This window comes from Kitasatospora sp. NPDC088783 (genome assembly GCF_044750705.1).
Taxonomy (GTDB): domain Bacteria; phylum Actinomycetota; class Actinomycetes; order Streptomycetales; family Streptomycetaceae; genus Kitasatospora; species Kitasatospora fiedleri.
Genome location: NZ_JBIVKJ010000024.1, coordinates 68,240 through 92,741 on the forward strand (window position 1 = coordinate 68,240; position 24,502 = coordinate 92,741).

24 protein-coding genes are annotated in these 24,502 nt (G+C 74.6%); 17 read left to right on the plus strand and 7 right to left on the minus strand.

From position 1 onward, the window contains the following. Positions 1 to 46: 46 nt before the first annotated feature. From ACIP60_RS35650 to ACIP60_RS35670, 5 genes are all read left to right on the plus strand, one after another. Positions 47 to 1,876 carry a N,N-dimethylformamidase beta subunit family domain-containing protein gene (locus ACIP60_RS35650; protein WP_400693001.1) on the plus strand — a complete coding sequence of 610 codons (1,830 nt, stop codon included), beginning with the start codon at positions 47 to 49 and terminating at the stop codon, positions 1,874 to 1,876. 196 nt (positions 1,877 to 2,072) lie between these two features. Continuing rightward, the gene (locus ACIP60_RS35655) at positions 2,073 to 3,653 is read left to right on the plus strand and encodes an FMN-binding glutamate synthase family protein (protein WP_400693004.1); all 1,581 of its coding nucleotides are present in this window, start codon (positions 2,073 to 2,075) and stop codon (positions 3,651 to 3,653) included. Between the two features lie 62 nt (positions 3,654 to 3,715). Beyond that, positions 3,716 to 5,443 carry a thiamine pyrophosphate-dependent enzyme gene (locus tag ACIP60_RS35660; protein ID WP_400692951.1) on the plus strand — a complete coding sequence of 576 codons (1,728 nt, stop codon included), beginning with the start codon at positions 3,716 to 3,718 and terminating at the stop codon, positions 5,441 to 5,443. A gap of 102 nt (positions 5,444 to 5,545) precedes the next feature. Further along, entirely contained in the window at positions 5,546 to 6,280 is a 735-nt protein-coding gene (locus ACIP60_RS35665; RefSeq protein ID WP_400692954.1) for a class I SAM-dependent methyltransferase, read from the plus strand. Between the two features lie 186 nt (positions 6,281 to 6,466). After that, positions 6,467 to 6,784 carry a hypothetical protein gene (locus ACIP60_RS35670; RefSeq protein ID WP_400692957.1) on the plus strand — a complete coding sequence of 106 codons (318 nt, stop codon included), beginning with the start codon at positions 6,467 to 6,469 and terminating at the stop codon, positions 6,782 to 6,784. 128 nt (positions 6,785 to 6,912) lie between these two features. Here ACIP60_RS35670 and ACIP60_RS35675 read toward each other — a convergent pair whose 3' ends face one another. Continuing rightward, positions 6,913 to 7,989, minus strand: coding sequence for an ROK family protein (locus ACIP60_RS35675; RefSeq protein ID WP_400692960.1), 1,077 nt, complete (start codon positions 7,987 to 7,989; stop codon positions 6,913 to 6,915). Positions 7,990 to 8,042: 53 nt separating this feature from the next. Here ACIP60_RS35675 and ACIP60_RS35680 point away from each other — a divergent pair, with 53 nt between their 5' ends. The 3 genes from ACIP60_RS35680 to ACIP60_RS35690 all read left to right on the plus strand — a co-directional run bounded on the left by ACIP60_RS35680 (position 8,043) and on the right by ACIP60_RS35690 (position 10,060). Beyond that, a complete protein-coding gene (locus ACIP60_RS35680; RefSeq protein ID WP_400692963.1) occupies positions 8,043 to 9,104 on the plus strand; it encodes a Gfo/Idh/MocA family oxidoreductase in 1,062 nt (353 codons plus the stop codon). Next, positions 9,104 to 9,556: a heme-degrading domain-containing protein gene (locus ACIP60_RS35685; protein WP_400693007.1), complete on the plus strand. Its 453-nt coding sequence runs from the start codon at positions 9,104 to 9,106 to the stop codon at positions 9,554 to 9,556. The genes ACIP60_RS35680 and ACIP60_RS35685 overlap by 1 nt, the downstream gene beginning before the upstream one ends. A gap of 225 nt (positions 9,557 to 9,781) precedes the next feature. After that, positions 9,782 to 10,060 carry a DUF427 domain-containing protein gene (locus ACIP60_RS35690; RefSeq protein ID WP_100838709.1) on the plus strand — a complete coding sequence of 93 codons (279 nt, stop codon included), beginning with the start codon at positions 9,782 to 9,784 and terminating at the stop codon, positions 10,058 to 10,060. Between the two features lie 77 nt (positions 10,061 to 10,137). Here the strand turns inward: ACIP60_RS35690 and ACIP60_RS35695 are convergent, their stop codons facing one another. Then, positions 10,138 to 11,064, minus strand: a complete 927-nt coding sequence (locus ACIP60_RS35695) for an NmrA family NAD(P)-binding protein (protein WP_400692967.1) — start codon at positions 11,062 to 11,064, stop codon at positions 10,138 to 10,140. A 105-nt stretch (positions 11,065 to 11,169) separates the two neighbouring features. Here ACIP60_RS35695 and ACIP60_RS35700 point away from each other — a divergent pair, with 105 nt between their 5' ends. The 4 genes from ACIP60_RS35700 (at position 11,170) to ACIP60_RS35715 (ending at position 15,554) form a co-directional block, all read left to right on the plus strand. After that, positions 11,170 to 11,733, plus strand: coding sequence for a TetR/AcrR family transcriptional regulator (locus ACIP60_RS35700; RefSeq protein ID WP_400692970.1), 564 nt, complete (start codon positions 11,170 to 11,172; stop codon positions 11,731 to 11,733). Positions 11,734 to 11,880: 147 nt separating this feature from the next. Next, positions 11,881 to 12,156, plus strand: coding sequence for a UBP-type zinc finger domain-containing protein (locus ACIP60_RS35705; RefSeq protein ID WP_400693010.1), 276 nt, complete (start codon positions 11,881 to 11,883; stop codon positions 12,154 to 12,156). Positions 12,157 to 12,261: 105 nt separating this feature from the next. Then, complete coding sequence (glgX, locus tag ACIP60_RS35710; RefSeq protein WP_400692973.1) at positions 12,262 to 14,457, plus strand: glycogen debranching protein GlgX; 2,196 nt, start codon at positions 12,262 to 12,264, stop codon at positions 14,455 to 14,457. A gap of 212 nt (positions 14,458 to 14,669) precedes the next feature. Beyond that, positions 14,670 to 15,554 (plus strand): YihY/virulence factor BrkB family protein, encoded by an 885-nt coding sequence (locus ACIP60_RS35715; RefSeq protein ID WP_400692976.1) that lies wholly within the window; start codon positions 14,670 to 14,672, stop codon positions 15,552 to 15,554. A gap of 62 nt (positions 15,555 to 15,616) precedes the next feature. On the opposite strand, the gene ACIP60_RS35720 is transcribed toward ACIP60_RS35715, so the two are convergent. Beyond that, positions 15,617 to 16,453 (minus strand): MBL fold metallo-hydrolase, encoded by an 837-nt coding sequence (locus ACIP60_RS35720; protein ID WP_400692978.1) that lies wholly within the window; start codon positions 16,451 to 16,453, stop codon positions 15,617 to 15,619. An 88-nt stretch (positions 16,454 to 16,541) separates the two neighbouring features. Between ACIP60_RS35720 and ACIP60_RS35725 the strand changes: the two genes are divergently transcribed. Then, a complete protein-coding gene (locus ACIP60_RS35725) occupies positions 16,542 to 17,141 on the plus strand; it encodes a TetR/AcrR family transcriptional regulator (RefSeq protein WP_400692981.1) in 600 nt (199 codons plus the stop codon). Between the two features lie 49 nt (positions 17,142 to 17,190). Here the strand turns inward: ACIP60_RS35725 and ACIP60_RS35730 are convergent, their stop codons facing one another. The 3 genes from ACIP60_RS35730 to ACIP60_RS35740 form a co-directional block, all read right to left on the minus strand. Continuing rightward, on the minus strand, positions 17,191 to 17,571 hold the full coding sequence (locus tag ACIP60_RS35730; protein ID WP_282204238.1) for a CBS domain-containing protein: 381 nt from the start codon (positions 17,569 to 17,571) through the stop codon (positions 17,191 to 17,193). Positions 17,572 to 17,689: 118 nt separating this feature from the next. Beyond that, positions 17,690 to 19,207, minus strand: coding sequence for a DEAD/DEAH box helicase (locus ACIP60_RS35735; RefSeq protein WP_400692983.1), 1,518 nt, complete (start codon positions 19,205 to 19,207; stop codon positions 17,690 to 17,692). Between the two features lie 385 nt (positions 19,208 to 19,592). Next, positions 19,593 to 19,796 carry a cold-shock protein gene (locus ACIP60_RS35740; RefSeq protein WP_033253417.1) on the minus strand — a complete coding sequence of 68 codons (204 nt, stop codon included), beginning with the start codon at positions 19,794 to 19,796 and terminating at the stop codon, positions 19,593 to 19,595. Positions 19,797 to 20,082: 286 nt separating this feature from the next. Here ACIP60_RS35740 and ACIP60_RS35745 point away from each other — a divergent pair, with 286 nt between their 5' ends. The 4 genes from ACIP60_RS35745 (at position 20,083) to ACIP60_RS35760 (ending at position 23,211) form a co-directional block, all read left to right on the plus strand. Continuing rightward, positions 20,083 to 20,892, plus strand: a complete 810-nt coding sequence (locus tag ACIP60_RS35745; RefSeq protein WP_400692987.1) for an alpha/beta fold hydrolase — start codon at positions 20,083 to 20,085, stop codon at positions 20,890 to 20,892. Next, on the plus strand, positions 20,889 to 22,145 hold the full coding sequence (locus ACIP60_RS35750; protein ID WP_400692990.1) for a PP2C family protein-serine/threonine phosphatase: 1,257 nt from the start codon (positions 20,889 to 20,891) through the stop codon (positions 22,143 to 22,145). The genes ACIP60_RS35745 and ACIP60_RS35750 overlap by 4 nt, the downstream gene beginning before the upstream one ends. Positions 22,146 to 22,306: 161 nt before the next feature. Next, positions 22,307 to 22,585 carry a GlsB/YeaQ/YmgE family stress response membrane protein gene (locus ACIP60_RS35755; RefSeq protein WP_400692993.1) on the plus strand — a complete coding sequence of 93 codons (279 nt, stop codon included), beginning with the start codon at positions 22,307 to 22,309 and terminating at the stop codon, positions 22,583 to 22,585. Positions 22,586 to 22,800: 215 nt separating this feature from the next. Then, positions 22,801 to 23,211 (plus strand): hypothetical protein, encoded by a 411-nt coding sequence (locus tag ACIP60_RS35760; protein WP_400692996.1) that lies wholly within the window; start codon positions 22,801 to 22,803, stop codon positions 23,209 to 23,211. A 400-nt stretch (positions 23,212 to 23,611) separates the two neighbouring features. Here ACIP60_RS35760 and ACIP60_RS35765 read toward each other — a convergent pair whose 3' ends face one another. Further along, complete coding sequence (locus tag ACIP60_RS35765) at positions 23,612 to 24,013, minus strand: hypothetical protein (protein WP_400692998.1); 402 nt, start codon at positions 24,011 to 24,013, stop codon at positions 23,612 to 23,614. Positions 24,014 to 24,502: the final 489 nt, after the last annotated feature.

The following is a 24,502-nucleotide window of genomic DNA, read 5'->3' on the forward strand; positions in this document are numbered from 1 at the left end:
CGCCCGGGCCGCGGACGGGGCCACCTCGTGCCCGCAGGGCGGCCGGATGCGCTTCGAGGTGACCGCCGGCGACGGCGGCCCGCTCACCGGACGGGTCCTGGTCACCGACGTGGTGGCCGGCCGGGTGCGCGCCGCCGCGGACCTCCGGGGCACCCGCTGGGAGCTCACCGTCCCCGCGCACTGGCCGAGTTCGCTCTACCGGGCCAGCTTCCACGACCTGCGCCCCGAGGAGCCCGAGCCGGAGCGCGACGCCGAGCACGAGGTGTGGTTCGCCGTCCGGGCCGCCCGCCCGGCCGCCCCGATCCTGGTCTCCGTCCCGTTCGCCACCTGGCGGGCCTACCACCGGGCCGGCCAGCCCGGCCGGAGCCTCTACTACGCCGAACAGCCCGACCGGGCCGCCCGGGTGGCGCTGGACGCCCCCGGCGGCGGCCCGCCGCCCGAGCGCTGGGAGGAACCGCTGCTGCACTGGCTGCACCGCACCGGCCGCCCGGTCGAGTTCTGCTCCGGATTCGACCTGGACGACGGCGGCGAACTGCTCTCCGCCCACCGGCTGCTGGTGGTCAACGGCCACGACGAGTACTGGACCGCCGGGATGCGCGACAGCGTCGAGGGCTTCGTCCGCCGCGGCGGCAACCTCGCCGTGTTCGCCGGGAACACCGCCTGGTGGCAGATCCGGCTGGAGGACGGCGGACGCACCATGGTCTGCCACCGGGACGCCGCCGCCGACCCCGTCGCCGCCACCGACCCCGCCCGGGCCACCGTCGAGTGGTCCTCCGCGCCGGTCGACCGCCCGGAGAACACCATGACCGGCGTCAGCTTCCGCAACGGCGCGGGCGCCTGGGGCGAGGGCATGGCCGTCATCGGCGAGGAGGCGTACACCGTCCGGTTCGCCGACCACTGGGTGTTCGAGGGCACCGGCCTGTCCGACGGCGACACCTTCGCCCGCGGCTCCCTCGGCTACGAGACCGACGCCGCCGAACTCGACTGGTCCCTCGGCGTCCCCCGGCCCACCGGCCGCGACGGCACCCCGCGCTCCTTCGCCGTCCTCGCCACCGCCGACCTGCGCCACTGGCGCGCGTACGGCCAGGGCGGCTGGGCCACCCTGGGCGTGCACCGGCTCGGCGCCGGGACGGTCTTCAACGCGGCCACCATCAACTGGGGCCGGGCGCTGGACGACCCGGCCGTCGACCGGGTCACCCGCAACGTCCTCGACCGGCTCTCCGGCACCGTCCCCGCCCCCCGCTGGCACACCGTCGGCCCGGCCCCCGCGCTGCGCGCCCTCGCCGCCTGCGAGGGCACTCTGTTCGCCCTCGCCGCCGACGGCCGCACCCTGCTGCACCGCGAACCGTCCGAGCAGAACCTGCCCTGGCGGCCCTGCGCCGACCCCGACCCCGACCCCGCCCCCGTCGAACTGCGCTGCCTGACCGCCCCCCGCGAAGCCTGCCGCCCCGTCCCGCTCGCCCTGCTCGCCGTGACCACCGAGGACCGCCTCGTCCACCGCGACCCCGTCACCGGCCCCGCCCCCTGGCGGGACGCCGGACCGGTGCCCGCCGGAACGACCGCACTCGCCCTGTGCGACACCACCCTGTTCGCCCTCACCCCGCACGACGACACCCTGCACCACCGCCCCGCCCAGCTCCCCGACGCCCCCTGGACGGCGCTCGGCGGCGCCGGGAAGGCCACCGCCCTGACCGTCCTCAACGCCCGGCTGTACGCCCTCGGCCCCGACGGCCTGCTCAGCCGCCCGCCCGTCCGCACCGACGAACCCTTCCGCCCGGCCGCGCCCTTCCCCCCGGCCACCGCGCTGGCCGCCCACGCCGGCCGCCTGCTCGCCGCCACCCCGGACGGCCGACTGATCAGCCACCCGCCGGCCTGAACCCCGGCCGTCCGCCGGGGGCCGCTCGAACACCGCCCGGGAGCACCCCCGCGCGGCACCGGGACCACGAGCCCGACGCCCGCCCCTTGCCGACCCTTTGCCCGCCCTTTGCCGCCGCCTGACCTGCCCTCCTGCCGCGTTCCGGGTCGGTCGCAGGAGGACTGCGATCCGGCGATCCGGTTAGACGCCCACCGTGCTGAGATTCCTGTGGGTGGCCTTGCTGGGGTGCGGAGCGGCGGCGGCCGTGGTGGTGGCGTCGGTGGTGTCGCCGTGGTGGTGGTTCCTGGCGGTGCCGCTGCTGGCGCTGGCGGCGCTGGCGGTCGCGGACGTGTTGCAGACCCGGCACTCGGTGCTGCGCAACTACCCGGTGCTGGGACACCTGCGGTTCGCGCTGGAGGACATCCGGCCCGAGGTGCAGCAGTACTTCGTCGAGCGCAACGTGGACGGCCGCCCCTTCGACCGGGACACCCGGAGCATCGTCTACGAGCGGGCCAAGGGCACCGACGCCGAGGAGCCGTTCGGCACCGAACTGGACCTGTACGAGCCCGGCCGGGAGTTCCTCGTCCCGTCGCTGGCCCCGGTCGCGGTGCCGAAGGAGGCCCCCCGGGTGCGGATCGGCGGCCCCGACTGCACCCGGCCCTACGACATGGCGCTGCTGAACGTCTCCGCGATGAGCTTCGGCTCGCTCTCGGCCAACGCCGTGCTGGCGCTGAACACCGGCGCGGCGCAGGGCGGCTTCGCGCACGACACCGGCGAGGGCGGCCTGTCCGAGTACCACCTGCGGCCGGGCGGCGACCTGGTCTGGGAGCTCGGCACCGGCTACTTCGGCTGCCGCACCGAGGACGGCGGCTTCGACCCGGCCCAGTTCGCCGAGAAGGCCGCCCACCCGCAGGTCAAGTGCCTGTCGCTGAAGCTCGGCCAGGGCGCCAAGCCCGGCATCGGCGGGGTGCTGCCCGGCGCCAAGGTCAACGCCGAGATCGCCGAGGTGCGCGGCGTGCCGGAGGGCAAGACGGTCATCTCGCCGCCGTACCACCGGGTCTTCTCCACCCCGCGCGAACTGGTGCTGTTCCTGGCCCGGATGCGGGAGCTGGCGGACGGCAAACCGGTCGGCTTCAAGCTGTGCGTCGGCTCGCGGCAGCAGTTCCTGGCGGTGTGCAAGGCGATGCTGGCGGAGGGCGTCACCCCGGACTTCATCGTGGTCGACGGCGCCGAGGGCGGCACCGGCGCGGCCCCGCTGGAGTTCGCCGACCACGTCGGGATGCCGCTCACCGAGGGTCTGCTGACGGTCCGCGACGCACTGCTCGGCACCGGCCTGCGGGACCGCATCCGGATCGGCGCCAGCGGCAAGGTCGCCACCGGCAGCGACCTGGTCAAGCGGCTGATCCAGGGCGCCGACTACACCAACGCGGCCCGGGCCATGATGTTCGCGATCGGCTGCATCCAGGCCCAGCGCTGCCACACCAACACCTGCCCGGTCGGCGTCACCACCCAGGACCCGCGCCGGGCCCGGGCCCTGCACGTCGGCGACAAGTCGCAGCGGGTCGCCCGCTACCAGGAGGCGACCGTCAAGAGCGCCCTGCAGATCATGGCCTCGATGGGCGTGGACGACCCGGCCGACCTGCACCCGCGGATGCTGCGCCGCCGCCTGGACCAGCAGACCGTCCGCTCCTACGCCGACCTGCACCCGCCGATGGCACCGGGCCGCCTGCTGGACGACCCGCCGCAGTCCTGGGCCCGCGACTGGCGCGAGGCCGACCCCGACCGCTTCACCGTTTGAACCGCTTCACCGTCGGAACCGCTTCACCGTCTGAACCGCCCACCCGCGACAAGGAGCTCCCCGTGGCACGTACCGTGGCCCGCGTGATCGTCGACGCCCTCCGGGAACTGGAGGTGCGGCACGTCTTCGGCGTGGTCGGCGACGCCCTCAACCCACTGACCGACGCCATCCGCACCACCGAGGGCATCGAGTGGGTGGGCTGCCGGCACGAGGAGGCGGCGGCCTTCGCGGCCGGCGCCCAGTCGCAGCTCTCCGGGGGGCTGGGCGTGTGCATGGGCACCGTCGGCCCCGGCTCGGTGCACCTGCTGAACGGCCTGTACGACGCGGCCAAGAGCCGCACCCCGGTGCTGGCGATCGCCGGGCAGGTGCCCTCCGCGGAGATCGGCGGCGACTACTTCCAGGAGGTCGACAACGACCTGCTGTTCCGGGACGTCGCGGTGTTCCGGGCCACCGTCTTCTCGCCCGAACAGCTGCCCCGGCTGCTGGAGGCGGCGGTCCGCGCCGCGCTCGCCGAACGCGGCGTCGCCGTGCTGACCGTGCCCGGCGACCTGGGCGAGCAGGAGCTGACCGACGACCGCCCGGCCCGCTTCCCGCACACCCGCCCGGTCACCCGCCCCGACGACGAGGGCGTCCGGCGGGCCGCCGAACTGATCAACGCGGGGGAGCGGGTGACCCTGCTGGTCGGCCGCGGCGCCCGGGAGGCCGGACCGGAGGTCCGCGAGCTGGCCGAGCGGCTGTCCGCGCCGATGGTGCTCACCCTCAAGGCCAAGGAGGGCTTCGAGGACGCCAACCCGTACCAGGTCGGCCAGACCGGCCTGATCGGCAACCCGGCCGCCGCCCACGCCCTGGACTCCTGCGACACGCTGGTCCTGCTCGGCACCGACTTCCCCTACCGCGACTGGTACCCGCAGGGCCGCAAGGCCGTCCAGATCGACCTGGACGAACGCCACCTCGGCCGGCGCACCCCGGTGGACGTCGGCCTGGCGGGCGACACCGCGGCCACCCTGCGCGCGCTGCTGCCGCTGCTGGACGCCGTCGAGGACCGCACCCACCTGGACGAGGCGCTCGGGAAGTTCGCCGACTGGCAGCAGGGCCAGCGCAAGCTCGCCGACACCCGGCACGACCACCGCCTGCTGGGCCGGCTGCGCAGCGCCTTCGACAACCGCGACGGCGACGTCCGCCCGGAGGCGCTGGCCGCGGCGGTGGACGCGGCGGCCGCCGACGACGCGATCTTCACCTCCGACACCGGCATGGCCACCGTCTGGCTGTCGCGCTTCGTCACGATGCGCGGCGGACGGCGGCTGCTGGGCTCCTACAACCTGGGCTCGATGGCCAACGCCATGCCGCAGGCGCTGGGCGCCCAACTGCACTACCCGGACCGCCAGGTGGTGGCGTTCTGCGGGGACGGCGGGCTGAGCATGCTGCTCGGCGACCTGATGACGATCAAGACCCACCGGCTGCCGGTGAAACTGGTGGTCTTCGACAACCGCCGGCTCGGCATGGTCAAGCTCGAACAGGAGCAGTCCGGACTGCCCGAGTTCGGCACCGAGCTGGACAACCCGGACTTCGCGGCGGTGGCGACCGCGCTCGGCCTGACCGGCATCCGGGTCACCGGCCCGGACGAGCTGGCGGACGGCGTCCGGCGCGCCTTCGACACGCCCGGACCGGTGCTGCTGGACGTGCTCACCAACCCCCAGGAGATCGCCGTCCCGGCGAAGCCGACCGTCGAGCAGGGCTGGGGCTTCGCCATCGCCAAGGTGAAGGAGACGCTGCGCAGCCATGGCGAGTGACACCCACCGGCCCCTCCCGACCGGTCGACCGGCCTGCCGACCGGCCTGCCGACCGGCCTGCCGACCGGCCCGGTGCGGGGCCGGTGCGGCAGGGTGGTCGGCATGAGCGCCCCGGAGGAGAGCGACTACGCCGTCAGCGCCGAGTTCTACGACCTGCTCCAGGCGGAGGGCGACCGGCGGCGGGCCCGGCGGTGGTTCGCCGACGCGGCCGGCCGGGCCCGGCACGGGATCGTCGAGTTCGGCGCCGGGACCGGGCTCGTCACCGAGGTGCTGCTGGAGTCCTCGGGCGTCCCGGTGCACGCCGTCGAGCCCGCCCCGGCGATGCGGACGGTGCTGATGTCCCGCGCGGCGGCGCTGGGCGCGGACCGGCGGGCCCGGCTGACCGTCCACCCGGGCCGGGCCGAGGACGCCGGGCTGGTCGAGGCCGCCGACCTGGCGGTGGCCGCCAACGTGGTCGGCTGCGTCGAACCGGCCGCCCGGCGCGCCCTGTGGCGGACGGCGGCCCGGGCCCTGGTACCCGGGGGAGTGCTGCTGTTCGACCCGCCGCCCACCGGACTCCCCGACGAGGCCGAGACCCTGACCGGCCTCGGCCCGGTCCGGCTGGGCACCGACAGCTACCGGGCGGACATCACCCGGCTGCCCGACCGCGGGCTGCTGCGGATGGTCTTCGACTACCGGGTCGAACGGGCGGGCCGGGCGGTGCGCCACGCCCGGGAGGAGTTCCCGATGTGGCCGGCCGACCCCGCGGCCCTGGCGGCGGAAGCTGCGCAGGCGGGCCTGGAGTTCGTCGCCTCCCCGCACCCGGAGCTGCTGGCGGCCCGCCGCCCGTCCGGCTGAGCCCGCCGCCGCTCCTGCCTCCGCCCTTGCTCTTGCAGCCTGGGCCGGACTGAAAGTCAGTCAATTTCCATCATGCGTTGGGTATTTGCGTGAAACGGATAGCTTGCTACGGTCCACTCGCCAGAAGTTGCACACCGGTCGCGGGCGGGGCGTTCCGCCGTCGACCCCCAGCACGAGGAGACCCACTTGTCGCGCGCCCGTTCCGCCGCCGCCCTCGCGGCCGTCGCCCTGGCCACCGTCGGCTTCACCGGGTTCATGGGCCTGACCGCCACCGGGGCCTCGGCCACCACGCCGCCCACGCCCTACATGTGCCCGTCGTTCCTCACGGACGGCGCGCACGGCCTCTACGGGTGGACCTACGGCCAGGGGTGGCTGGTGTGCAACTACGGCGGCGGCCCGGCCGCCCCGCTGACCTGCCGGTACAACGCGTTCAGCGGCGACGCCTGGTTCAGCGCGCCGAACCCCGACTACTGCCCGACCCGCGCGGTGCCCACCGTCGCCTGAGCCCGCCTTCGGCCGCGCCCACCGTCGCCTGAGCCCGCCTTCGGCTGCGCCCACCGTCGCCTGAGCCCGCCTTCGGCCGCGCCCACCGCCGCCCGAGCCCGCCTTCGGCCGGGCCCGCCCGCGCGGGTTCAGCCGAAGAGCCGCGCCAGGGCGAGGCCCGCGGCGCCCTGGGGGACCGCCAGGTCGGTGGCGCGGGCGAGGGCGACGTGCTGCCAGTGCGGATCGGGCAGCCGGGCGGCGAGCGCGGCGCGGATCGCGCTCTCGTACGGCTCCGGGTCCGCGAGGAGGGCGTCGCCGCCGAGGGTGACCTCCTCGACGTCGAGCAGACGGACCAGGTTGGCGACGCCGATCGCGAGGGCGCCCGCGGCCTCCCCGGTGCGACCGGCCCGCAGGGCGGTGAGGCAGACGGCCTCCAGGCACCCGCGGGCGCCGCAGGCGCACGGCGGCCCGGCCGGGTCGATGCACTGGTGGCCGAACTCGCCGGCGTTGGTGCGGGCGCCGCGCTGGACCCGGCCGCCGAGGACCAGGCCGGCCCCGACGCCGTCGCCGAGGTGGACGAAGGCGCGGTCGTCCGGGCCCGGGCGGCTCAGGACGCCGGCGGTGGTGTTCTTCTCGACGACCACGGGCAGCCCGGTGCGGGTTCGCACCGCCTCGCGCAGGTGCAGGCCGTGCCAGCTCGGCATGCCGGTGACCTGATGCAGGACGCCGTCGCGGGTGTCCAGGGGGCCGGGGCAGGCCAGGCCGAGGCCGAGCACGTCGCCGGTCCCGGAGGCCGCGGTGAGCGTGCGGACCATGGCGGCGAGCCGGTCGAGGACCGGGCCGGGGCCGCCGTCCGGGTCGATCGGCTCCTCCGCCCGGGCGGTGACGGCGCCGGTGAGGTCGACCCGGAGCAGGCGCAGTTCGCGGCGGCCGATCTCGGCGCCGAGGGCGGAGCGGGAGCCCGGGACGAGGCGCAGCAGGGTGCGCGGCTTGCCGCTCTGCCCGGCGACGCGCTCGTGCCCGGCCTCGGTGAGCAGGCCGTCGGCGAGCAGCCTGGCGGTGATCTTGCTGATGGCCTGGGCGGTGAGCCCGGTGCGGGTGGCCAGTTCGACCCGGCTGGTGCCGCGGTCGGCGGCGGCGCGGACGGCGCGCAGGACGGCGGTGTCGTTGCGGTCGCGGAGCAGGGCGAGGTTGAGGGCGCCGTGGCGGGCCGGGTCGGTGGTCACCCGTCGATTATGCGAGCTTGCCGGTTAGTCCACGCTGTTGTTTAACTTGGGGCATGGACCTCCCGACCCTGAACGTGGGACTCATCGGCTACGGCATCGCCGGTGCGGTCTTCCACGCGCCCCTGATCAGCACCACGCCGGGTCTGCGCCTCGCGGCCGTAGTGACCTCCGACCCGGAACGCCGCGCGCGGGTCTCCCGCGAGCACCCGCGGGCCGAGCTGTTCGCGGACGCCGACGCCCTCCGGGCCGCCGCGCCCGGCCTCGGACTGGACCTGGTCGTGGTCGCCTCCCCCAACCGCACCCACGTCCCGCTGGCCACCGCCGCCCTGGAGGCCGGACTCCCGGTCGTGGTCGACAAACCGCTCGCCGCCACCGCCGCCGAGGGCGAGCGGCTGGCCGACCTGGCCCGGGACCGGGGCCTGCTGCTCAGCGTGTTCCAGAACCGGCGCTGGGACGGCGACTTCCGCACCGTCCGGCAGCTGGTCGCCTCGGGCCGGCTCGGCCGGGTCAACCGGTTCGAGTCGCGCTTCGAGCGCTGGCGCCCCGAACTCAGCGGCGCCTGGCGGGAACTGGGCGACCCGGCCGAGGCCGGCGGCGTGCTCTACGACCTGGGCGCGCACCTGGTCGACCAGGCCCTGGTCCTGTTCGGCCCGGCCGAACGCGTCTACGCCGAACTGGACGCCCGCCGCGACGGCGCGCAGACCGACGACGACAGCTTCGTCGCCCTCACCCACGCCGACGGCACCCGCTCCCACCTGTGGATGAGCGCCACCGCGGGCGACCTCGGCCCCCGCTTCCGGGTACTGGGCTCCCGGGGCGCGTACGTCACCCACGGCCTGGACGGCCAGGAGGACGCGCTGCGCCGGGGCCGCACTCCCGCGGACCCGGACTGGGGCGCCTACCCGCGCGAACGCTGGGGCGCGCTGCGGGCCGGGGAGGAGACCGAACCGGTGGCGACCCTGCCCGGCAGCTACCAGGACTACTACGCCGACCTGGCCCGGGCGCTGCACGGCCGGGGCCCCGTCCCGGTCGAGGCCCGCGACGCCGTCGAGGCGCTGCGCGTGCTGGAGGCCGCCCAGCGCTCCGCCCGCACCGGAGCGGCGGTGGCGCTGTGATCCTCGACATCCCCGAACTGGAACGCCAGCACCGGGAGTTGCAGCTCCCCTCGGCCGACCTGGACGACATCTGGCGGCTGGGCTCGCTGATCGTCGCCGAAGCCCGGGCCCGCGACCTCGCGGTGACGGTCGACATCCGCCACGGCGAACAGCAGGTCTTCCACGCCGCGCTGCCCGGCACCAGCGCCGACAACGACCACTGGGCCCGCCGCAAGGCGGCCGTGGTGCGCCGCTTCGGCGAAGCCTCCTACCTGGTGGGCGAACGCCACCGGGCCGCGGGCCGCACCTTCGACCTCGACCCGGCGCACTACGCCGCGCACGGCGGCTCCTTCCCCCTGCTGGTGCGCGGCACGGGCATGGTGGGCACGGTCACCGTCTCCGGCCTGCCGCAGGTCGAGGACCACCGCCTGGTCACCGACTGCCTGGCCCGGTACCTGGAACAGCAGCGGTAGGGGAGCGTCCTGCGGCCCCGGCCGGACGGCCCCGCAGCCCCGCGTCCGCACGGCCCCGCGTCCGCACGGCTGCGGGGCCGTCCGGCCGGGGCCCGTCCGGTCCGGCGGGCGCGGGAAGCCCGCGCCCGAACGTCCCTGACCGCCACCGCAGTTCACCGCCGCCCGTCGCCGGGACACCGGCGTGTCGGCCGGACACGGCCCGCCCCGCTGCGCAGGATGGCCGGTATGGAAGCGATCTGGAACGGCACCGTCCTCGCCCGCAGCGACGACACGGTCCTCGTCGAGGGCAACCACTACTTCCCGCTCGAAAGCGTCGAGCGGGCGTACCTGGAGGAGTCCGACACCCACACCACCTGCCCCTGGAAGGGCGAGGCTTCGTACTACAGCGTCGTGGTCGACGGCCGGAAGAACCAGGACGCGGCCTGGTACTACCCCGACCCGTTCCCCGCGGCCGAGCAGATCCGCGGCCGCCTCGCCTTCTGGAAGGGCGTGCAGGTGGTCTGACCGGCCCGCTCCGGACGGCCCCCGCCCGGTTCCCGCGGCGCCCCGTCGGCACGGTGCCTGCCTGCCTTCCTGCCGGCTCAGGCGGTGGCGGCCGGCAGGTGTGCGTGCGCCCACTCCTCGAAGCCGGTCAGGTCGATGCCCAGCGCCCGGGCGAACTCCGGCCGGGCCGGCTGGCCGACGACCTCCATGAACTCGTGCGTGGCGCCCATGTCGCCCATCCCGGCGCCGCGGGCCTGTTCCTCGGTCATGTCCGGGGCCGTCAGCTGGACGCCCCAGGCGCGGGAGAGGACCTCGGCGATCTCGGCCATGGTCAGGCGGTCGCCGGCGAGTTCCAGTTCCACCCGGTGGAACGCGGCGGGGTCGGCGACGGCCGCCGCCGCGGCCCGGCCCACGTCCGCGGCGGCGACGAGCGACAGGTGCGTGCCCGGTTTGACGACGGTGACCAGGCCCCCCTCCAGGCCGCGCGGGAAGTAGAACCGCATGGCCGGCTCGAAGTTCTCCATGAAGAACGACGGCTTGAGCAACGTCCAGGAGGGGAAGTCGAGTTCGCGCAGCCGGTCCTGGATCGCGGCCTTCGTGCCGAGCGGGACCTCCAGCCGCGCCCACCGCCCCTCGGCCCAGCCCGGGGCCTCGACGTGCTGCCCCACGCCGCTGGTGGAGGACTGGACGAACTGCCGCACCCCGGCGGCCCGGGCGGCCGTCATGAGGTTGTCCGCCTGGCGGACCTCGCCGGCGAAGTCGAACCCCTGCCCGGTGTACGCGGGCATCTGCACGGAGAAGACGGCCCGCACGCCGTCCACGGCCGCCTCCAGGGTCGCGGGTTCGGTGAGGTCGCCCACGCACAGGACGGCGCCGAGTGCCTCGACGGCCCGGGCGCGCGGCGTGCCCGGGTCGCGCACCAGGGCGCGCACCGGTATCCCCCGCTCCAGCAGGGCGCGGGCGGTGGCGCCGCCTTGGCGGCCGGTGGTACCGGTGACGAGAACCGGCGTTTCGGCAGTGGTCATGGGGACGTCTCCTCGGCGGTCGCGCGCAGCAGAAACGGCGGGGCCCGCCGTTTTGCGTTCGCTACGATACGGCGGGGCCCGCCACTAATCAACGTTGGGGAGACCATGACCGGCCAGCGCTCGGACGCCCGCCGCAACCGCACGCACATCCTCGCCGTGGCCGAGGCCGAGGTGGCGGCCCGGGGCGCCCGGGCGTCCCTGGAGCAGATCGCCCGCGTCGCGGGCGTCGGCTCGGCCACCGTGCGACGCCACTTCCCCACCCGCAAGGCCCTGCTCGAAGCCGTCTTCCAGCAGCGCGTCCACGACCTGTGCGAGCGCGCCCACGCGCTCCGCGCCGAACCCGACAGCCGCGCCGCGCTGCTGGAGTGGCTGCGCGAACTGCTCGCCTACTCGCTCGCCGCCCGCGGCCTGGCGGACGTCCTCTCCTACGAGCCGCTCCGGGACGGGGCCGCCGACAGCTCCTGCGCGCCCGCCCTCGCCGCGGCCGGCGACCTGCTGCTGCGCAGGGCCGTCGAGGAGCGGACCGTCCGGGCGGACACCACCATCGACGACCTGCTCGTCCTGGTCATCGGGATCGCCCTGGCCACCGAGGACTACACCGACCCGGCGACCCGGGCGGACCGCGCCTTCCGACTCGCCGTCGCGGGCCTGGGCGCCGACGGCGGCTGAGCACCGACGGCGGCTGAGCACGCCCGTACGCCCCGGCCGGTGATCCCCGCACCGCCGGGGCGCCCGGCCCGGGAGGAGCGGGGCACGCGTACCGTGGGCGGGGTGAACGAGCGCAGCGAATGGCGGGTGGCGGTGGACCGGGGCCTGGTGGACCAACCGGTCTGCCACCACCTGGACGGGCTCCAGCAGGTCCCCGCGAACACCGTCCCCGGCTGCGAGGAGTGCCTGCGCTCCGGCGGCACCTGGGTGCACCTGCGGGCCTGCCTGAGCTGCGGGCACGTCGGCTGCTGCGACAGCTCGCCCGGGCAGCACGCCCACCGCCACGCGCACGCCGCCGACGGGCACCACCTGGCCCGGTCCCTCCAGCCCGGCGAGGACTGGGCCTGGTGCTACACCGACGAGGTCTTCCTCCGACCCGCCTGACCGCGCGGACACCGCGCGGACCCGACCCCGCTCCGCACCGGCCCGGCGCGCGGGTGCGCCGCGTCCTTCCGCCCTCCGGCCCGCCCCGTGTGCTGGAGTGACGGCATGGACATCACACCTGGACGCCCGTACCCCCTGGGGGCGTCGTTCGACGGCGAGGGCACCAACTTCGCCCTGTTCTCCGCCTGCGCCGAACGCGTCGAACTCTGCCTGATCGACGACGACGGGAACGAGCGGCGCCTGCCGCTGAAGGAAGTCGACGGCGACGTGTGGCACGGCCACGTGCCCGGAGCGGGACCGGGCACCCGCTACGGCTACCGGGTGCACGGCCCGTGGGACCCGGCGGCCGGGCACCGCTGCAACCCGGCGAAACTGCTCCTGGACCCGTACGCCAGGGCGATCGACGGCCAGATCGACGCCGACCCCGCCCTCTGCGGCCACCACCCCGACGACCCGGGCCGCCCCGACGACCGCGACAGCCTCGGCCACGTCCCGCTCGGCGTGGTCACCGACTCCGCGTTCGACTGGGAGGGCGACCGCCCGCCCGGCCACGCCTACCACGAGACGGTCGTCTACGAGGCGCACGTCAAGGGCATGACCCAGCGGCACCCCGACGTCCCCGAGGAACTCCGCGGCACCTACGCCGGACTCGCCCACCCCGCCGTGATCGAGCACCTCACCGCCCTCGGCGTCACCGCGATCGAACTGATGCCCGTCCACCAGTTCACCCAGGACGGCTTCCTCACCGACCGCGGCCTGTCCAACTACTGGGGCTACAACACGATCGGCTTCTTCGCCCCGCACAACGCCTACGCCGCGGCGGGCAGCCGGGGCGGACAGGTCCGCGAGTTCAAGTCGATGGTCAAGGCCCTGCACGCGGCCGGCATCGAGGTGATCCTCGACGTGGTCTACAACCACACCGCCGAGGGCAACGAGAACGGCCCCACCCTCTCCTTCCGGGGCATCGACAACGCCTCCTACTACCGGCTGGTGGACGACGACCCCGCCCACTACTTCGACACCACCGGCACCGGCAACTCGCTGCTGATGCGGCACCCCAACGTGCTCCAGCTCATCATGGACTCGCTGCGCTACTGGGTCACCGAGATGCACGTCGACGGCTTCCGCTTCGACCTGGCGGCCACCCTCGCCCGGCAGTTCCACGAGGTCGACCGGCTCTCCTCGTTCTTCGACCTGGTCCAGCAGGACCCGGTGGTCAGCCGGGTCAAACTGATCGCCGAACCCTGGGACATCGGCGACGGCGGCTACCAGGTCGGCAACTTCCCCACCCTGTGGAGCGAGTGGAACGGCCGCTACCGCGACACCGTCCGCGGCTTCTGGCGCGGCGACGACGGCACGGCCGGCGAGTTCGCCGAACGGCTGCTCGGCTCCTCCGACCTCTACCAGCACGACCGCCGCCGCCCGCGCGCCGGGATCAACTTCGCCGTCGCGCACGACGGGTTCACGCTGCGCGACCTGGTCTCCTACCAGGACAAGCACAACGAGGCCAACGGCGAGGACAACCGGGACGGCGAGAGCGACAACCGCTCGTTCAACTGCGGCACCGAAGGCCCCAGCGACGACCCGGCGGTCAACCGGCTGCGCGCCCGCCAGCAGCGCAACCTCCTCACCACCCTGATGCTCTCCCAGGGCGTCCCGATGATCGCCCACGGCGACGAGATCGGCCGCACCCAGCAGGGCAACAACAACGCCTACTGCCAGGACAGCGAACTCTCCTGGATGGACTGGGACCTCGACCCGGAGCGGCGCGAACTGCTCGACTTCACCCGCCGCGTCGTCGCCCTGCGGCACGAGCAGCCCGTCCTGCGCCGCCGCCGCTTCCTGCGCGGCCCGGACGGCCAGGACGGCCCCCCGGAGCAGGCCGAGGCCGTCTGGCTGCGCACCGACGGCGAGCTCATGAACGACGGTGACTGGGAACGCGGCGACACCCACGCCCTCGCCCTCTACCTGTCCGGCGACGGCATCCGCACCGGCGACGGCATCCGCACCGGCGACGGCATCCGCACCGGCGACGGCGCCCGCACCGGCGACGGCATCCGCACCGGCGGCGGCACCGAGGGCGCGGACTCCCTGCTGCTCCTGGTCAACGGCTGGTCGGGCGAGGTCGCCTTCCAGCTGCCGCCCGCCGCCTTCGGCGAGAGCTGGACCACCCTGGTGGACACCGCCGACCCGGCGCTCACCGACGCCGACGAGACCGACTTCAAGGCGGGCACGACCGTCCCCCTCGAAGGCCACAGCCTGCGCGTCCTGCGCCGCGCCCACCGGAGCCCGGCCGCCTGACGGCCGCCCGCCCCCGGCGGTGCCCCGCCCGAGCGCGGGGCACCGCCGACCGGTTTGGTACCGGCCGGTTTCGCGCCGGCCAGGGCGGGAATCCGGTGCGGGCGGCCGGTCGGGCGCGTTCAGGTCCTTTCGGTGGGCGGGGGTTCGTGGTGGCGGGGTCGTCGAGCGGCAGGAGACGCTGGTGGCGGGCGCTGCGGCGCACGCCGCTGACGATGTGGAACGACGACATCACCGACTTCGCGGCGGCTCTGACGTACTACGCGGTCCTGGCGGTGCTCCCGGCGCTGCTGGCCACGGTGGTGGGCTTCGCGCTGATCAGTCCGGCGGCGGCCCGGGACGCGGCGGTGCAGTTGGCGGGGCTGGTGCCGGGCCAGGCCGGGCCCGAGCTGGGCGGGGTGCTGACCCAGGCGCTGGGCGGCGGATCGACCGGCTGGACGCTGATGGCGGCGGGCGCGGGCAGCGCGCTCTGGTCGTGCTGCAGCTACCTGGCGGTGTTCCGGCGGGCGCTGCACCGGATGCACGGCACCAGCGACCGGCGCTCCCCGTGGCGCAGGGCCCCGCGGATCGTGCTGACCGCGGCCGTGCTGCTGGTGCTGCTGGCGGTGAGCGCCCTGGCACTGATCCTGAGCGGCCCGGTCGCCAGGGGCGCGGGCCGGGTGCTGCACCTGGGCGGGACGGCCCCGCTGGTGTGGTCGGTGGTCCGCTGGCCCGCGCTGCTGGTGGTGGCGGCGGCGCTGGTGCTGATCGTCTTCCGGACCGGCCCGGAACCGGCGTGGCGCCGGTGGGGCAGCCTGCCGGGCGGCGCGCTGGCGGCGGCGCTCTGGCTGGCCTTCTCGGCGGGCTTCGCGCTGTACACCGCCACCTTGGGCACCTACAGCCGCCTGTACGGCTCGCTGGCCGGGACGGTGGTGTTCCTGGTCTGGCTCTGGCTCTCCAACCTCGCCCTGCTGGCCGGTGCCCAGTTCACGGCGGAACTGCACCGCGCCGCCGCCCGTCCGACCCGCACTCCCGGGGCGTCCGGTGCGTCCGGCGCGCCCGCCGGGCCCGAGCGCACCGCCGAGCCGCCCGCCGCCGATCCCGCCCCGGCCGGAGGCTGAGCACCGCGCCCCGCCGACCGGCCGCCCTCCGCCTACCCGCCCTCCGCCTACCCGCCCTCCGTCTACCCGCCCACCGTCGACCCGCCCGCCAGCCGGGCGTACTCCCACGGATCGTGGGCGCTGAAGGGCACCACCTCTCCGCCGTGCCGGCGGACCAGTTCGCGCAGCCGGGCGTGGTTGCCCAGCCGCAGCGGCCGGTCGACCTCGGTGAGCCGCTGCAGCACGTCCATGCCGGGGTGGCCCTCGGGCCGGTCCGGGTCGATCTCCCGGTGGAAGTAGTAGGCGTCGCCGCAGTGCAGCAGCCAGCGGTCGGCGCCCCGGTCGCGGACCGCGACCGCGGCGTGTCCGGCGCTGTGCCCGCCGAGCGGGACGATCGCCAGGTCCGCGGCGAGCTGCGGCAGCGGGCGGACGGCGTCGAAGCCGAACCAGGGCTCCCCGTCGGCCTGCCGGTGCACCGTCCAGGCGGGCCGGTGCGCCCAGTGGGCGGGGCGGTAGCGGATCCGGTCCTCGGGGTGCGGCCCGGGGGAGCCGAGCGCGGCGCGCTGCTCCGCCTCCAGCAGGTGGACCTCGGCGTCGGGGAAGTCCGGCAGCCCGCCGGCGTGGTCGAGGTCGAGGTGGGTGAGCAGGACGTGCCGGACGTCGCGCGGATCGTGGCCGAGCGCCCGGACCTGGTGCAGCGCCGTCTCCGCGAGGTCGAGCACCGGTTGGGCGCGCCCGCGGAAGTCGGGGCCCAGGGTGCGGTCGGGGTCGGCGACGTCGGCGGTGCCGAGTCCGGTGTCGACCAGGACCAGGCCGTCCCGGTCGGTCTCCAGGAGCAGGCAGTGGCAGACCGCCGGGAGCTGTTCGCCCTCGTGCTCGATGCCGCGCAGTGAACCGCAGTTGAGGTGGTGGATCCGCATGTTCCCTCCCGGGACGGCGGGCGTCCGCCCCGGAAATGGCGAACGACCGATCGCTAATAACGAACGGTCGTCAGGTTATGCTCGTGCCATGAGTCCTCGCAAGTCCGCCGCCGAAGCCGTCGCCACCCGCGCCCGCATCCTCGACCGCACCCTCGCCCTGGCCGTCGCCACCGGCCTGGAGGGCGTCACCATCGGGGTGCTCGCCGACGACCTGGGCATGAGCAAGGCCGGCGTGATCGGCCCGTTCGGCACCAAGGAGGAACTCCACCTCGCCGCCGTGGACGAGGCGGTGGCCCGCTTCCAGGAGGCGGTCCTCGCCCCGCTGGCCGGCGCGGACCCCGGCACAGGGCGGCTGGTGCGGGCCCACGACGCCTGGTTCGCCTCCATGACGGCCGACGGGCACGCGGGCTGCCTCCTCACCGCCGTCGCCGCCGAGTTCGACGCCCGCCCCGGCCCGGTCCGCGACCGGGTCCGCGAGGCGCTCGCGCGCTGGGACGCCTTCGTCCTCGGCGAACTCGACGCGGCGCTCGCCGCCGGCGAACTGCCCCCCGGCACCGATCCGGCGCAACTGCTCTTCGAACTGCGCGGCGTCGCCCTGGCCGCCGACCAGGGCGTCCAGCTCTGGCACGACCCGCAGGCACCCGCCCGCGCCCGCCGCGCCGTCCGCCGCCTCCTCACCGCCCCCTGACCGCCCGTCACCGCACCCCGGCGGGCGCTCGGGCGCCCCACCCCGGCCGTCAGAGGCTGAGCAGTCCGACGGCGTGGCCGTCGTGGTCCACCACCGGCCAGGCGTCCAGGCCCCGGGAGCGCATCGCGGCGGCCGCGGTGTCGGCGGCCATGTCGGCGGTGGCGAACGGCGCGCGGTCGTGGACGACGTCGCGCACCGGGGTGCGTTCGGTGTACCAGGAGCGGGCCTGGAACGGCGCGAGGTGCAGGCGGGTCAGCAGCCCGGCGCAGCGGCCCTCCTCGTCGCGGACCAGGAGGTGGTCGGCGCCGGAGCTGTGCAGGATGTCCATCGCGGTGTCGACCATGACGTCGTCGCTGATCTGCAGTTCCGGGTGGTTCATGAGATCGCCGACCGTGGTGGCGGTCGTGGGGCGTTCGAGGGCGATGGTCATGGCGTGGCTCCTTCTGGTCTCCGCCGCCGGGCGGCGGTGGTCGGGGCACTGGCAGGGGGGACGGCCGGCGGGGTCCGCCGTGGGCCCGGCTCGCGGCGCGAGCCGGGCCCGGCGGGCACTACGCGGCGAGGTCGACCTGCCGGGCCGGCCGGCGGTCGGCGGACCCCCGGGTGCCGCCGCCCACGGCCGTGCGGGTCTCGCCGGCCCGCCGGTTGCGCCGGGCCCGGCGGCTGCGGCCGGTGGCTGAGTCGCGGCGGGGCCGCTCGACGACGGGGGCGGCGATCACGGTGGGGATGCCGGTGGGGACGCGGGCGCCGGTGATCCGGGTCAGCTCCTCGTCACCGGCGCTGACCTCGGTGGTGACGGGGGTGATGGCCGCGGTGGTCATCATCCGGGCCATCTCGCGGCGCTGGTTGGGCAGGACCAGGGTGACGACGGTGCCGGACTCGCCGGCCCGGGCGGTGCGTCCGCCGCGGTGCAGGTAGTCCTTGTGGTCGGCGGGCGGGTCCAGGTTGACCACCAGGTCGAGGCCGTCGACGTGGATGCCGCGGGCGGCGACGTCGGTCGCGATCAACGCCGTGACCTGTCCGGACCGGAACTGCTCCAGGGTCCGGGTGCGCTGCGGCTGGGACTTGCCGCCGTGCAGCGCCGCGGCCTTGACGCCGCTCGCCAGCAGGCTGCGCACCAGGCGGTCGGCGCCGTGCCGGGTGTCGATGAACATGATCACGCCGCCGTCGCGGGCGGCGATGTGGGCGATCGTGGCGTCCTTGTCGGCGTTCTGCACGTGCAGCACGTGGTGCTCCATGGTGCTGACCGCCCCCGCCGAGGGGTCCACCGCGTGGGTGACCGGGTCCTTGAGGAACTGCCGCACCAGGCGGTCGACGTTGCGGTCCAGGGTGGCGGAGAACAGCAGGGTCTGGCCGCCCTCGGCGACCTGGTCGAGCAGCCAGGTGACCTGCGGCAGGAAGCCCATGTCGGCCATCTGGTCGGCCTCGTCCAGCACGGTGGCCTCGACCGCGTCCAGCCGGCAGTCGCCGCGCCGGATCAGGTCGGCGAGCCGGCCGGGCGTGGCGACCACGATCTCCGCGCCGCGGTTCAGCGCCTGCGCCTGGCGGCCGATCGACATCCCGCCGACCACGGTGGCCAGCCGCAGCCGCACCGCGTGGGCGTACGGGGTGAGCGCCTCGGTGACCTGCTGGGCGAGTTCGCGGGTCGGGACCAGGACCAGGGCCAGCGGGCTGCGCGGCTCGGCCTGCCGCCCGGCGGTCCGGGCCAGCACGGCCAGGCCGAAGGCCAGCGTCTTGCCGGAGCCGGTCCGGCCCCGGCCCAGCACGTCGCGGCCGGCCAGCGCGTTCGGCAGCGTCGCGGCCTGGATCGGGAACGGCGCCGTGACGCCCTGGCGGGTCAGCACCGACAGCAGGGCCTTCGGCAGGTCCAGCTGGTCGAAGGACTCGACGGGCGGCAGCGCCGGGGTGGTGCTCACCGGCATCGCGAACTCGCCCTGCGGCGAAGCACTTTGACGGCCACCGCGGCCGGCGGGGCGCCGACCGGAGCCGGCCTGCCGGCCGCCGTGCGAGGAGCCGGAGCGGGAGCCGGCGTTCTGCTGGGCGTACGGGGAGCGACTGGAGCGATTCATGCGGAAAACCTTCCTCGGGTCGGCGCGTCACGAGGAGGGCTCCGTGGCGCGGGGCGCCGGCGGAGACCGCAAGGGAACGGGCCGGAAGTGTGACGGGTGGAACGTGGACGGCAGAACCGTGCGGCACGTCACCCGCGGTCGGCGCTCACCGCAAGGGGGCGGGAGCACGCAACCGCGAACCGTGAGACGTCACAGCGAGACGTCACGGCGGGGCGCCGATCCGGGCGCGACGCCGTGCGTCTCGCGCGGGGATGGCCGCCGGTGGCGGAGCCTGGGGGAGGCCCGAACGGGCCGGGAACGCGCCGATGGCGCAATGCCGAGGGGCCCGCACCGGGCATGTACGCGGTGCGGGCCCCTCGCTGCTGGGCGGGTGCCGGAGCAGGAACTACAGCGGACGGATGTTCTCGGCCTGCGGGCCCTTCTGGCCCTGCGTGACGTCGAACTCGACCTTCTGGCCCTCGAGCAGCTCGCGGAAGCCGTTGGCGTTGATGTTCGAGTAGTGGGCGAACACGTCAGGACCGCCGCCCTCCTGCTCGATGAAGCCGAAGCCCTTTTCCGCGTTGAACCACTTCACGGTGCCATTAGTCATAAATAAATCTCCTTCTTGGGCTGTCCGGAACCCGCACCTCGCGGGCCCCGAGTCGCCGAGATGAGCACCCACCCGGCGAAGAGCCGGGAAACAAAAATGCGCCTGCGGAACATCAGCAGGCGCACACAGATTTCATGGGAACCATTACTGCAACTAAGACGACTGTAACAGGCCGAGGTCCGCCGCGGGGGGATGTTTCCCCGCGGGTTTTTTCCGGACCCCTCCCGCGGGGCGCCGACCCCGCCTCGGCCCCGGTCCGCCGGGGCGGTCTGCGAGGATGGCCCGTATGGACGTGCGGAGCAGGAACCACGTGACGGTGACCGGGCGGGCCGGCGCGCCCGTCCTGGTGCTGGCGCACGGCTTCGGGTGCGACCAGAACATGTGGCGCCTGGTGGCGCCGACGCTGGAGCGGGACTTCACCGTCGTCCTCTTCGACCACGTGGGCTCGGGGAACTCGCGGCGGTCGGCCTGGGACCCGGAGCGCTACGGGACGCTGGCCGGGTACGCCGACGACGTGCTGGAGGTGTGCCGGGAGGTGGCGCCGGGGCCGGTCACCTTCGTGGGCCACTCGGTCAGCGCCATGATGGGCGTCCTGGCCGCTGCCCGCGCGCCGGAGTCGTTCAGCGGCCTGGTGCTGCTCGCCCCGTCCCCCCGCTTCGTCGACGACCCGGCCACGGGCTACCGGGGCGGGTTCAGCGCCGCCGACATCGACGAGCTGCTGGAGTCGCTGGACGCCAACTACCTCGGCTGGTCCGGCGCGATGGCCCCAGTGATCATGGGCAACCCGGAACGGCCCGAGCTGGCCGAGGAGTTGACCAACAGCTTCTGCCGCACCGACCCGGAGATCGCCCGGTCCTTCGCCCGGGTGACGTTCCTCTCCGACAACCGCGCCGACCTCGCCGCGGTACGGGTGCCCACGCTGGTCGCCCAGTGCTCGCACGACGCGATCGCCCCGCCCGAGGTGGGCGCGTTCGTCCACGCGCAGGTGCCGGGCAGCCGGCTGGTCACGCTGAACGCGACCGGGCACTGCCCCCAGCTGGCCGCCCCGCAGGAGACCGCCGCGGCGATCGCCGCCTTCGCCGGGGCCGCCCGGTGAGGCGCGCGCCCGGCGAGAGGGCGGGCGACGGGGAACCGGCCCGGGACGACACCCCGGCCGACGAGGCCGCCCGGTTCTCCGCCCTGCTGGAGGACAGCGTCGAGGACCTCTACGAACACGCCCCGTGCGGCTACCTCTCCACCCTGCTGGACGGCCGGATCGCCAAGGTCAACACCACCCTGCTGGACTGGCTCGGCTACCGCCGCGACGACCTGGTGGGCCGGATGGCCTTCACCGACCTGCTGACCGTCGGCGGCCGCCTCTACCACGAGACCCACTTCGCCCCGCTGCTGCGGATGCAGGGCGAGGTCAGCGGCATCGCCCTGGAACTCAGGGCCGCCGACGGCTCCCGGCTGCCCGTCATGGTCACCTCGACCGTCAAGACCGGCGGCGACGGACAGCCCCTGCTGATCCGCACCACCGTCTTCGACGCCCGCGACCGCCGCGCCTACGAGACCGAACTGCTGCGCGCCCGCCAGGAGGCGGACCGGGAACGCGACCGCCTCAAGCTGCTCAACACCACCCTGCAGAAGACCCTGCTGCCGCCCGCGCTGGCGAACGTACCCGGCCTGGACGTCGCCGCGCACTACCACATCGCCTCCGTCGACGAGGTCGGCGGCGACTTCTACGACCTGTTCCCGCTGGCCGCCGGAGCCTGGGGCCTGTTCCTGGGCGACGTGTGCGGCAAGGGCGCCGCCGCGGCCGCCGTCACCTCGCTGGCCCGCTACACGCTGCGCGCCGCCGCCGTCTACGACCCGGACCCGGCCGCCGTCCTGCGCAACCTCAACACCGTCCTCCACCACGAGTACCACGGCCCCGACCCCCGCTTCTGCACCGTCCTCTTCGGACGGCTCACCCCCGACTCCCGGGGCGGCTTCCGGATCACCCTGGCCAGCGGCGGACACCCCCCGGCCCTGCTGCTGCGCGCCGACGGCACCGCCGACCACCTCCCCACCCCCGGCGGCCAGCTCGTCGGCGCCTTCGCCGACGCCCACATCGCCACCACCGCCGTCCACCTCGCCCCCGGCGACACCCTCCTGCTCTACACCGACGGCCTCACCGAAGCCCGCACCACCACCCCCGGCGGCGAGGACCGCTACGGCGACGACGCACTCCTCGACTTCGCCCGCGCCCTCGCGCCCACCACCGCCTCCGCCACCGTCGACGCGATCCGCGACCTGCTCGACACCTTCGGCACCGGCGTCGACGACGACACCGCCGTCCTCGCCATCCACGTGCCCCGCACCCCGTAACCGGCCACCTGCCGCCGCCACCGCGCCCCGGCCGTCCCGCCCGAACCGGCAGGCCCGAGAGCCCACCTGATCGGACGTCGGAAAATTCGAGGGGTTTGGAAACCCGAGAAAAGCGAAGACGACTCCCGTCACCGACAGTTCTCGTGGAGGTAGGGAAACACATGAGCATCATCGCCTGGATACTGATCGGTCTGATCGCCGGTGCCATCGCCAAGGCCCTGATGCCGGGCAAGGACCCGGGCGGCATCATCATCACGATGCTCATCGGCATCGCGGGCGGCCTGCTCGGCGGCTGGCTCGGCAAGGTCATCTTCGGCGTCGACTCGATCGACGGCTTCTTCGACATCTCCACCTGGGTCGCCGCCATCGTCGGCTCGGTCATCCTGCTGATCATTTACCGCATGGTCACCGGCAACAAGCACCACCACAGCCACGCCTGATCCTCCCGACAAGCCCCCCGCAGTGCCCCCCACCACAAGGGGGGCCGCTGCGGGGGGCTTGTCGCGTGAACACCGCCCGCACCTTCCGCGTCCCCCTGCGCCCCGGGCCGAACCGGTACGCGACCCCGGAGCCGGATTGAGTACGCGTGCTCAGGTACTTTCCGCCGGGGCCCACCAGGATGGCTGACGTCACAACAGCTGTGGAGGGGACGACCATGACGTGTGCGAAGGCTTTCGGCGCAGCGGCACTGGCACTGTGCGCGGTGACCGGCCTCGGCGCCGGCCCGGCCGGCGCGGCCGACGGCGTCGCGCTGCCCTACCCCGGGCCGGACGGCGTGGTGTGGGTGAACGGCCAGGTCGGGGACGGCGGTCTGGTGTCGGGCGGGACGTCCAGGAGCCTGCCGACCGTTCTGACCGTGGCCTGCGAGGGCGGCGGCAGTGTCCGGGTGACGATGGAGTCCCAGCAGACCCAGGTCGCCGCCTTCACCGTGGACTGCCCGGCGGGCACCACCGGAGTCGGCTCCGCCACCATGGCACCGGGCCTGGTCGAGGGATCCTTCTCCGTGGGCATCGACGCCTCCGCCGACACGATCGGCTGGGCCCTGGTGGTGACCCAGCCGGAGTAACACCCGGCGACACCACCCCCGCCCGGGCCGACGCCAACCGCCCTACGAAACAGGCACTTTCCCCGTACGACGAACGCCGCCCGACACGGTGGGGCCTCCACCCGGCACGGCACCGTCGTCACCTGACCCGCTCGCCGTAGACCGTACGGGCAGGCCGCTCACCGCCACCCTCGCCCGCTGACCGCCGCCGCGTCGTACCGCCACACGTACAGCGCGAACTGGATCGCCATCAAGAGGAGTTGAACGAAAGCCGGGCTCTTCCGGTCGGTGCGCCAAGGCGGCCGGTTCCGTGGCAGCAGGGAAAGCGCGGACCGGGCAATCAGGTCTGTGCCGCACCCATCAAGGGGCGGCACAGACCTGACGCCGTCAACAAGCCGTCTGCGGGCTCAGGACCGCCGGGTCAGACGGAGATGTCGGTGGTGCAGTAGGTCCACCACGGGCTGGCGTAGGGAATGCCCAGCCACTTGGTGCCGCAGATCTTGATGCTCCCGACCTGGATGAACTTCTGCGCCGTGGCCTTGCCCCGGTCGGCCGTCAGTTTCTTCGTCTCCCCGTTGCCGAGGCCCACCGAGATCTCGACGGTGGCCGTGTAGTAGGTACCGTCGCCGGTGTAGATCCAGACCCAGCCGTCGGAGCAGTTGTCGACCTGGACCTGGACGTTGTCGAATCCGTAGTACTTGGTGCAGCCGGCCGTGGCCGAGGCGCTCGCCCCGGCCGGGGAAGCCGACACGGTGGTCAGCGCGGCCACGGCGAGGCCCAGGACGCCCGCCGTCTTCACCAGTTTGCCCGACAGTGTGTTCAAGGTGACAACTCCCCTGCTGTGGATCCGGCCTGTCCGTTCGTCCGATCCCCTCACTGTGCCGTTCCGTTCACGCATGGCGCTTCAGTCATACGACTGCTTCCTGCGCTTCGCTTTCGCCGAGCGCCCCACCGCCCCCGGCCGGCGGTAGCGGGTGGTGCTGCGGAACCCGATCGACCTGACAGGCCCGTTGCCCAACGCCACCGCCCAACCCCGCCACCAGGGCCACGTCCAGGGTGTCGCCGCCCGGCCCTGCCCGGTCCGGGCGCGTCCTGCCGGCCGGGGGCACAAAGTGCGGGGGATCTTCTCTCCCGTAAGTGGTCAAAGCGGCTGTGAGCTGGGATTTTGCGTGGAGATCGGTCGTGGGCGGACGGTAGGGTGCGGCTCTCTTCCCCCTTTGTACGAAGACGGAGTACGCATGTCCTCGCCCGCCTCCTACGCCTCCCCGCGCGTGCTGGCAACCGCCTGCTCGGTGCTGCTGGGCCTGACCGG

Excerpts from the sequence above, each read along its gene's own strand:
- glgX (WP_400692973.1), top strand. The coding sequence starts at position 12,262 with ATGGACATCACACCTGGACGCCCGTACCCCCTGGGGGCGTCGTTCGAC.
- ACIP60_RS35715 (WP_400692976.1), top strand. The coding sequence starts at position 14,670 with ATGTGGAACGACGACATCACCGACTTCGCGGCGGCTCTGACGTACTAC.
- ACIP60_RS35755 (WP_400692993.1), top strand. The coding sequence starts at position 22,307 with ATGAGCATCATCGCCTGGATACTGATCGGTCTGATCGCCGGTGCCATC.
- ACIP60_RS35690 (WP_100838709.1), top strand. The coding sequence starts at position 9,782 with ATGGAAGCGATCTGGAACGGCACCGTCCTCGCCCGCAGCGACGACACG.
- ACIP60_RS35665 (WP_400692954.1), top strand. The coding sequence starts at position 5,546 with ATGAGCGCCCCGGAGGAGAGCGACTACGCCGTCAGCGCCGAGTTCTAC.
- ACIP60_RS35650 (WP_400693001.1), top strand. The coding sequence starts at position 47 with ATGCGCTTCGAGGTGACCGCCGGCGACGGCGGCCCGCTCACCGGACGG.
- ACIP60_RS35740 (WP_033253417.1), bottom strand. The coding sequence starts at position 19,796 with ATGACTAATGGCACCGTGAAGTGGTTCAACGCGGAAAAGGGCTTCGGC.
- ACIP60_RS35680 (WP_400692963.1), top strand. The coding sequence starts at position 8,043 with ATGGACCTCCCGACCCTGAACGTGGGACTCATCGGCTACGGCATCGCC.
- ACIP60_RS35760 (WP_400692996.1), top strand. The coding sequence starts at position 22,801 with ATGACGTGTGCGAAGGCTTTCGGCGCAGCGGCACTGGCACTGTGCGCG.
- ACIP60_RS35745 (WP_400692987.1), top strand. The coding sequence starts at position 20,083 with ATGGACGTGCGGAGCAGGAACCACGTGACGGTGACCGGGCGGGCCGGC.
- ACIP60_RS35725 (WP_400692981.1), top strand. The coding sequence starts at position 16,542 with ATGAGTCCTCGCAAGTCCGCCGCCGAAGCCGTCGCCACCCGCGCCCGC.
- ACIP60_RS35700 (WP_400692970.1), top strand. The coding sequence starts at position 11,170 with ATGACCGGCCAGCGCTCGGACGCCCGCCGCAACCGCACGCACATCCTC.
- ACIP60_RS35720 (WP_400692978.1), bottom strand. The coding sequence starts at position 16,453 with ATGCGGATCCACCACCTCAACTGCGGTTCACTGCGCGGCATCGAGCAC.
- ACIP60_RS35730 (WP_282204238.1), bottom strand. The coding sequence starts at position 17,571 with ATGACCATCGCCCTCGAACGCCCCACGACCGCCACCACGGTCGGCGAT.
- ACIP60_RS35695 (WP_400692967.1), bottom strand. The coding sequence starts at position 11,064 with ATGACCACTGCCGAAACGCCGGTTCTCGTCACCGGTACCACCGGCCGC.
- ACIP60_RS35735 (WP_400692983.1), bottom strand. The coding sequence starts at position 19,207 with ATGAATCGCTCCAGTCGCTCCCCGTACGCCCAGCAGAACGCCGGCTCC.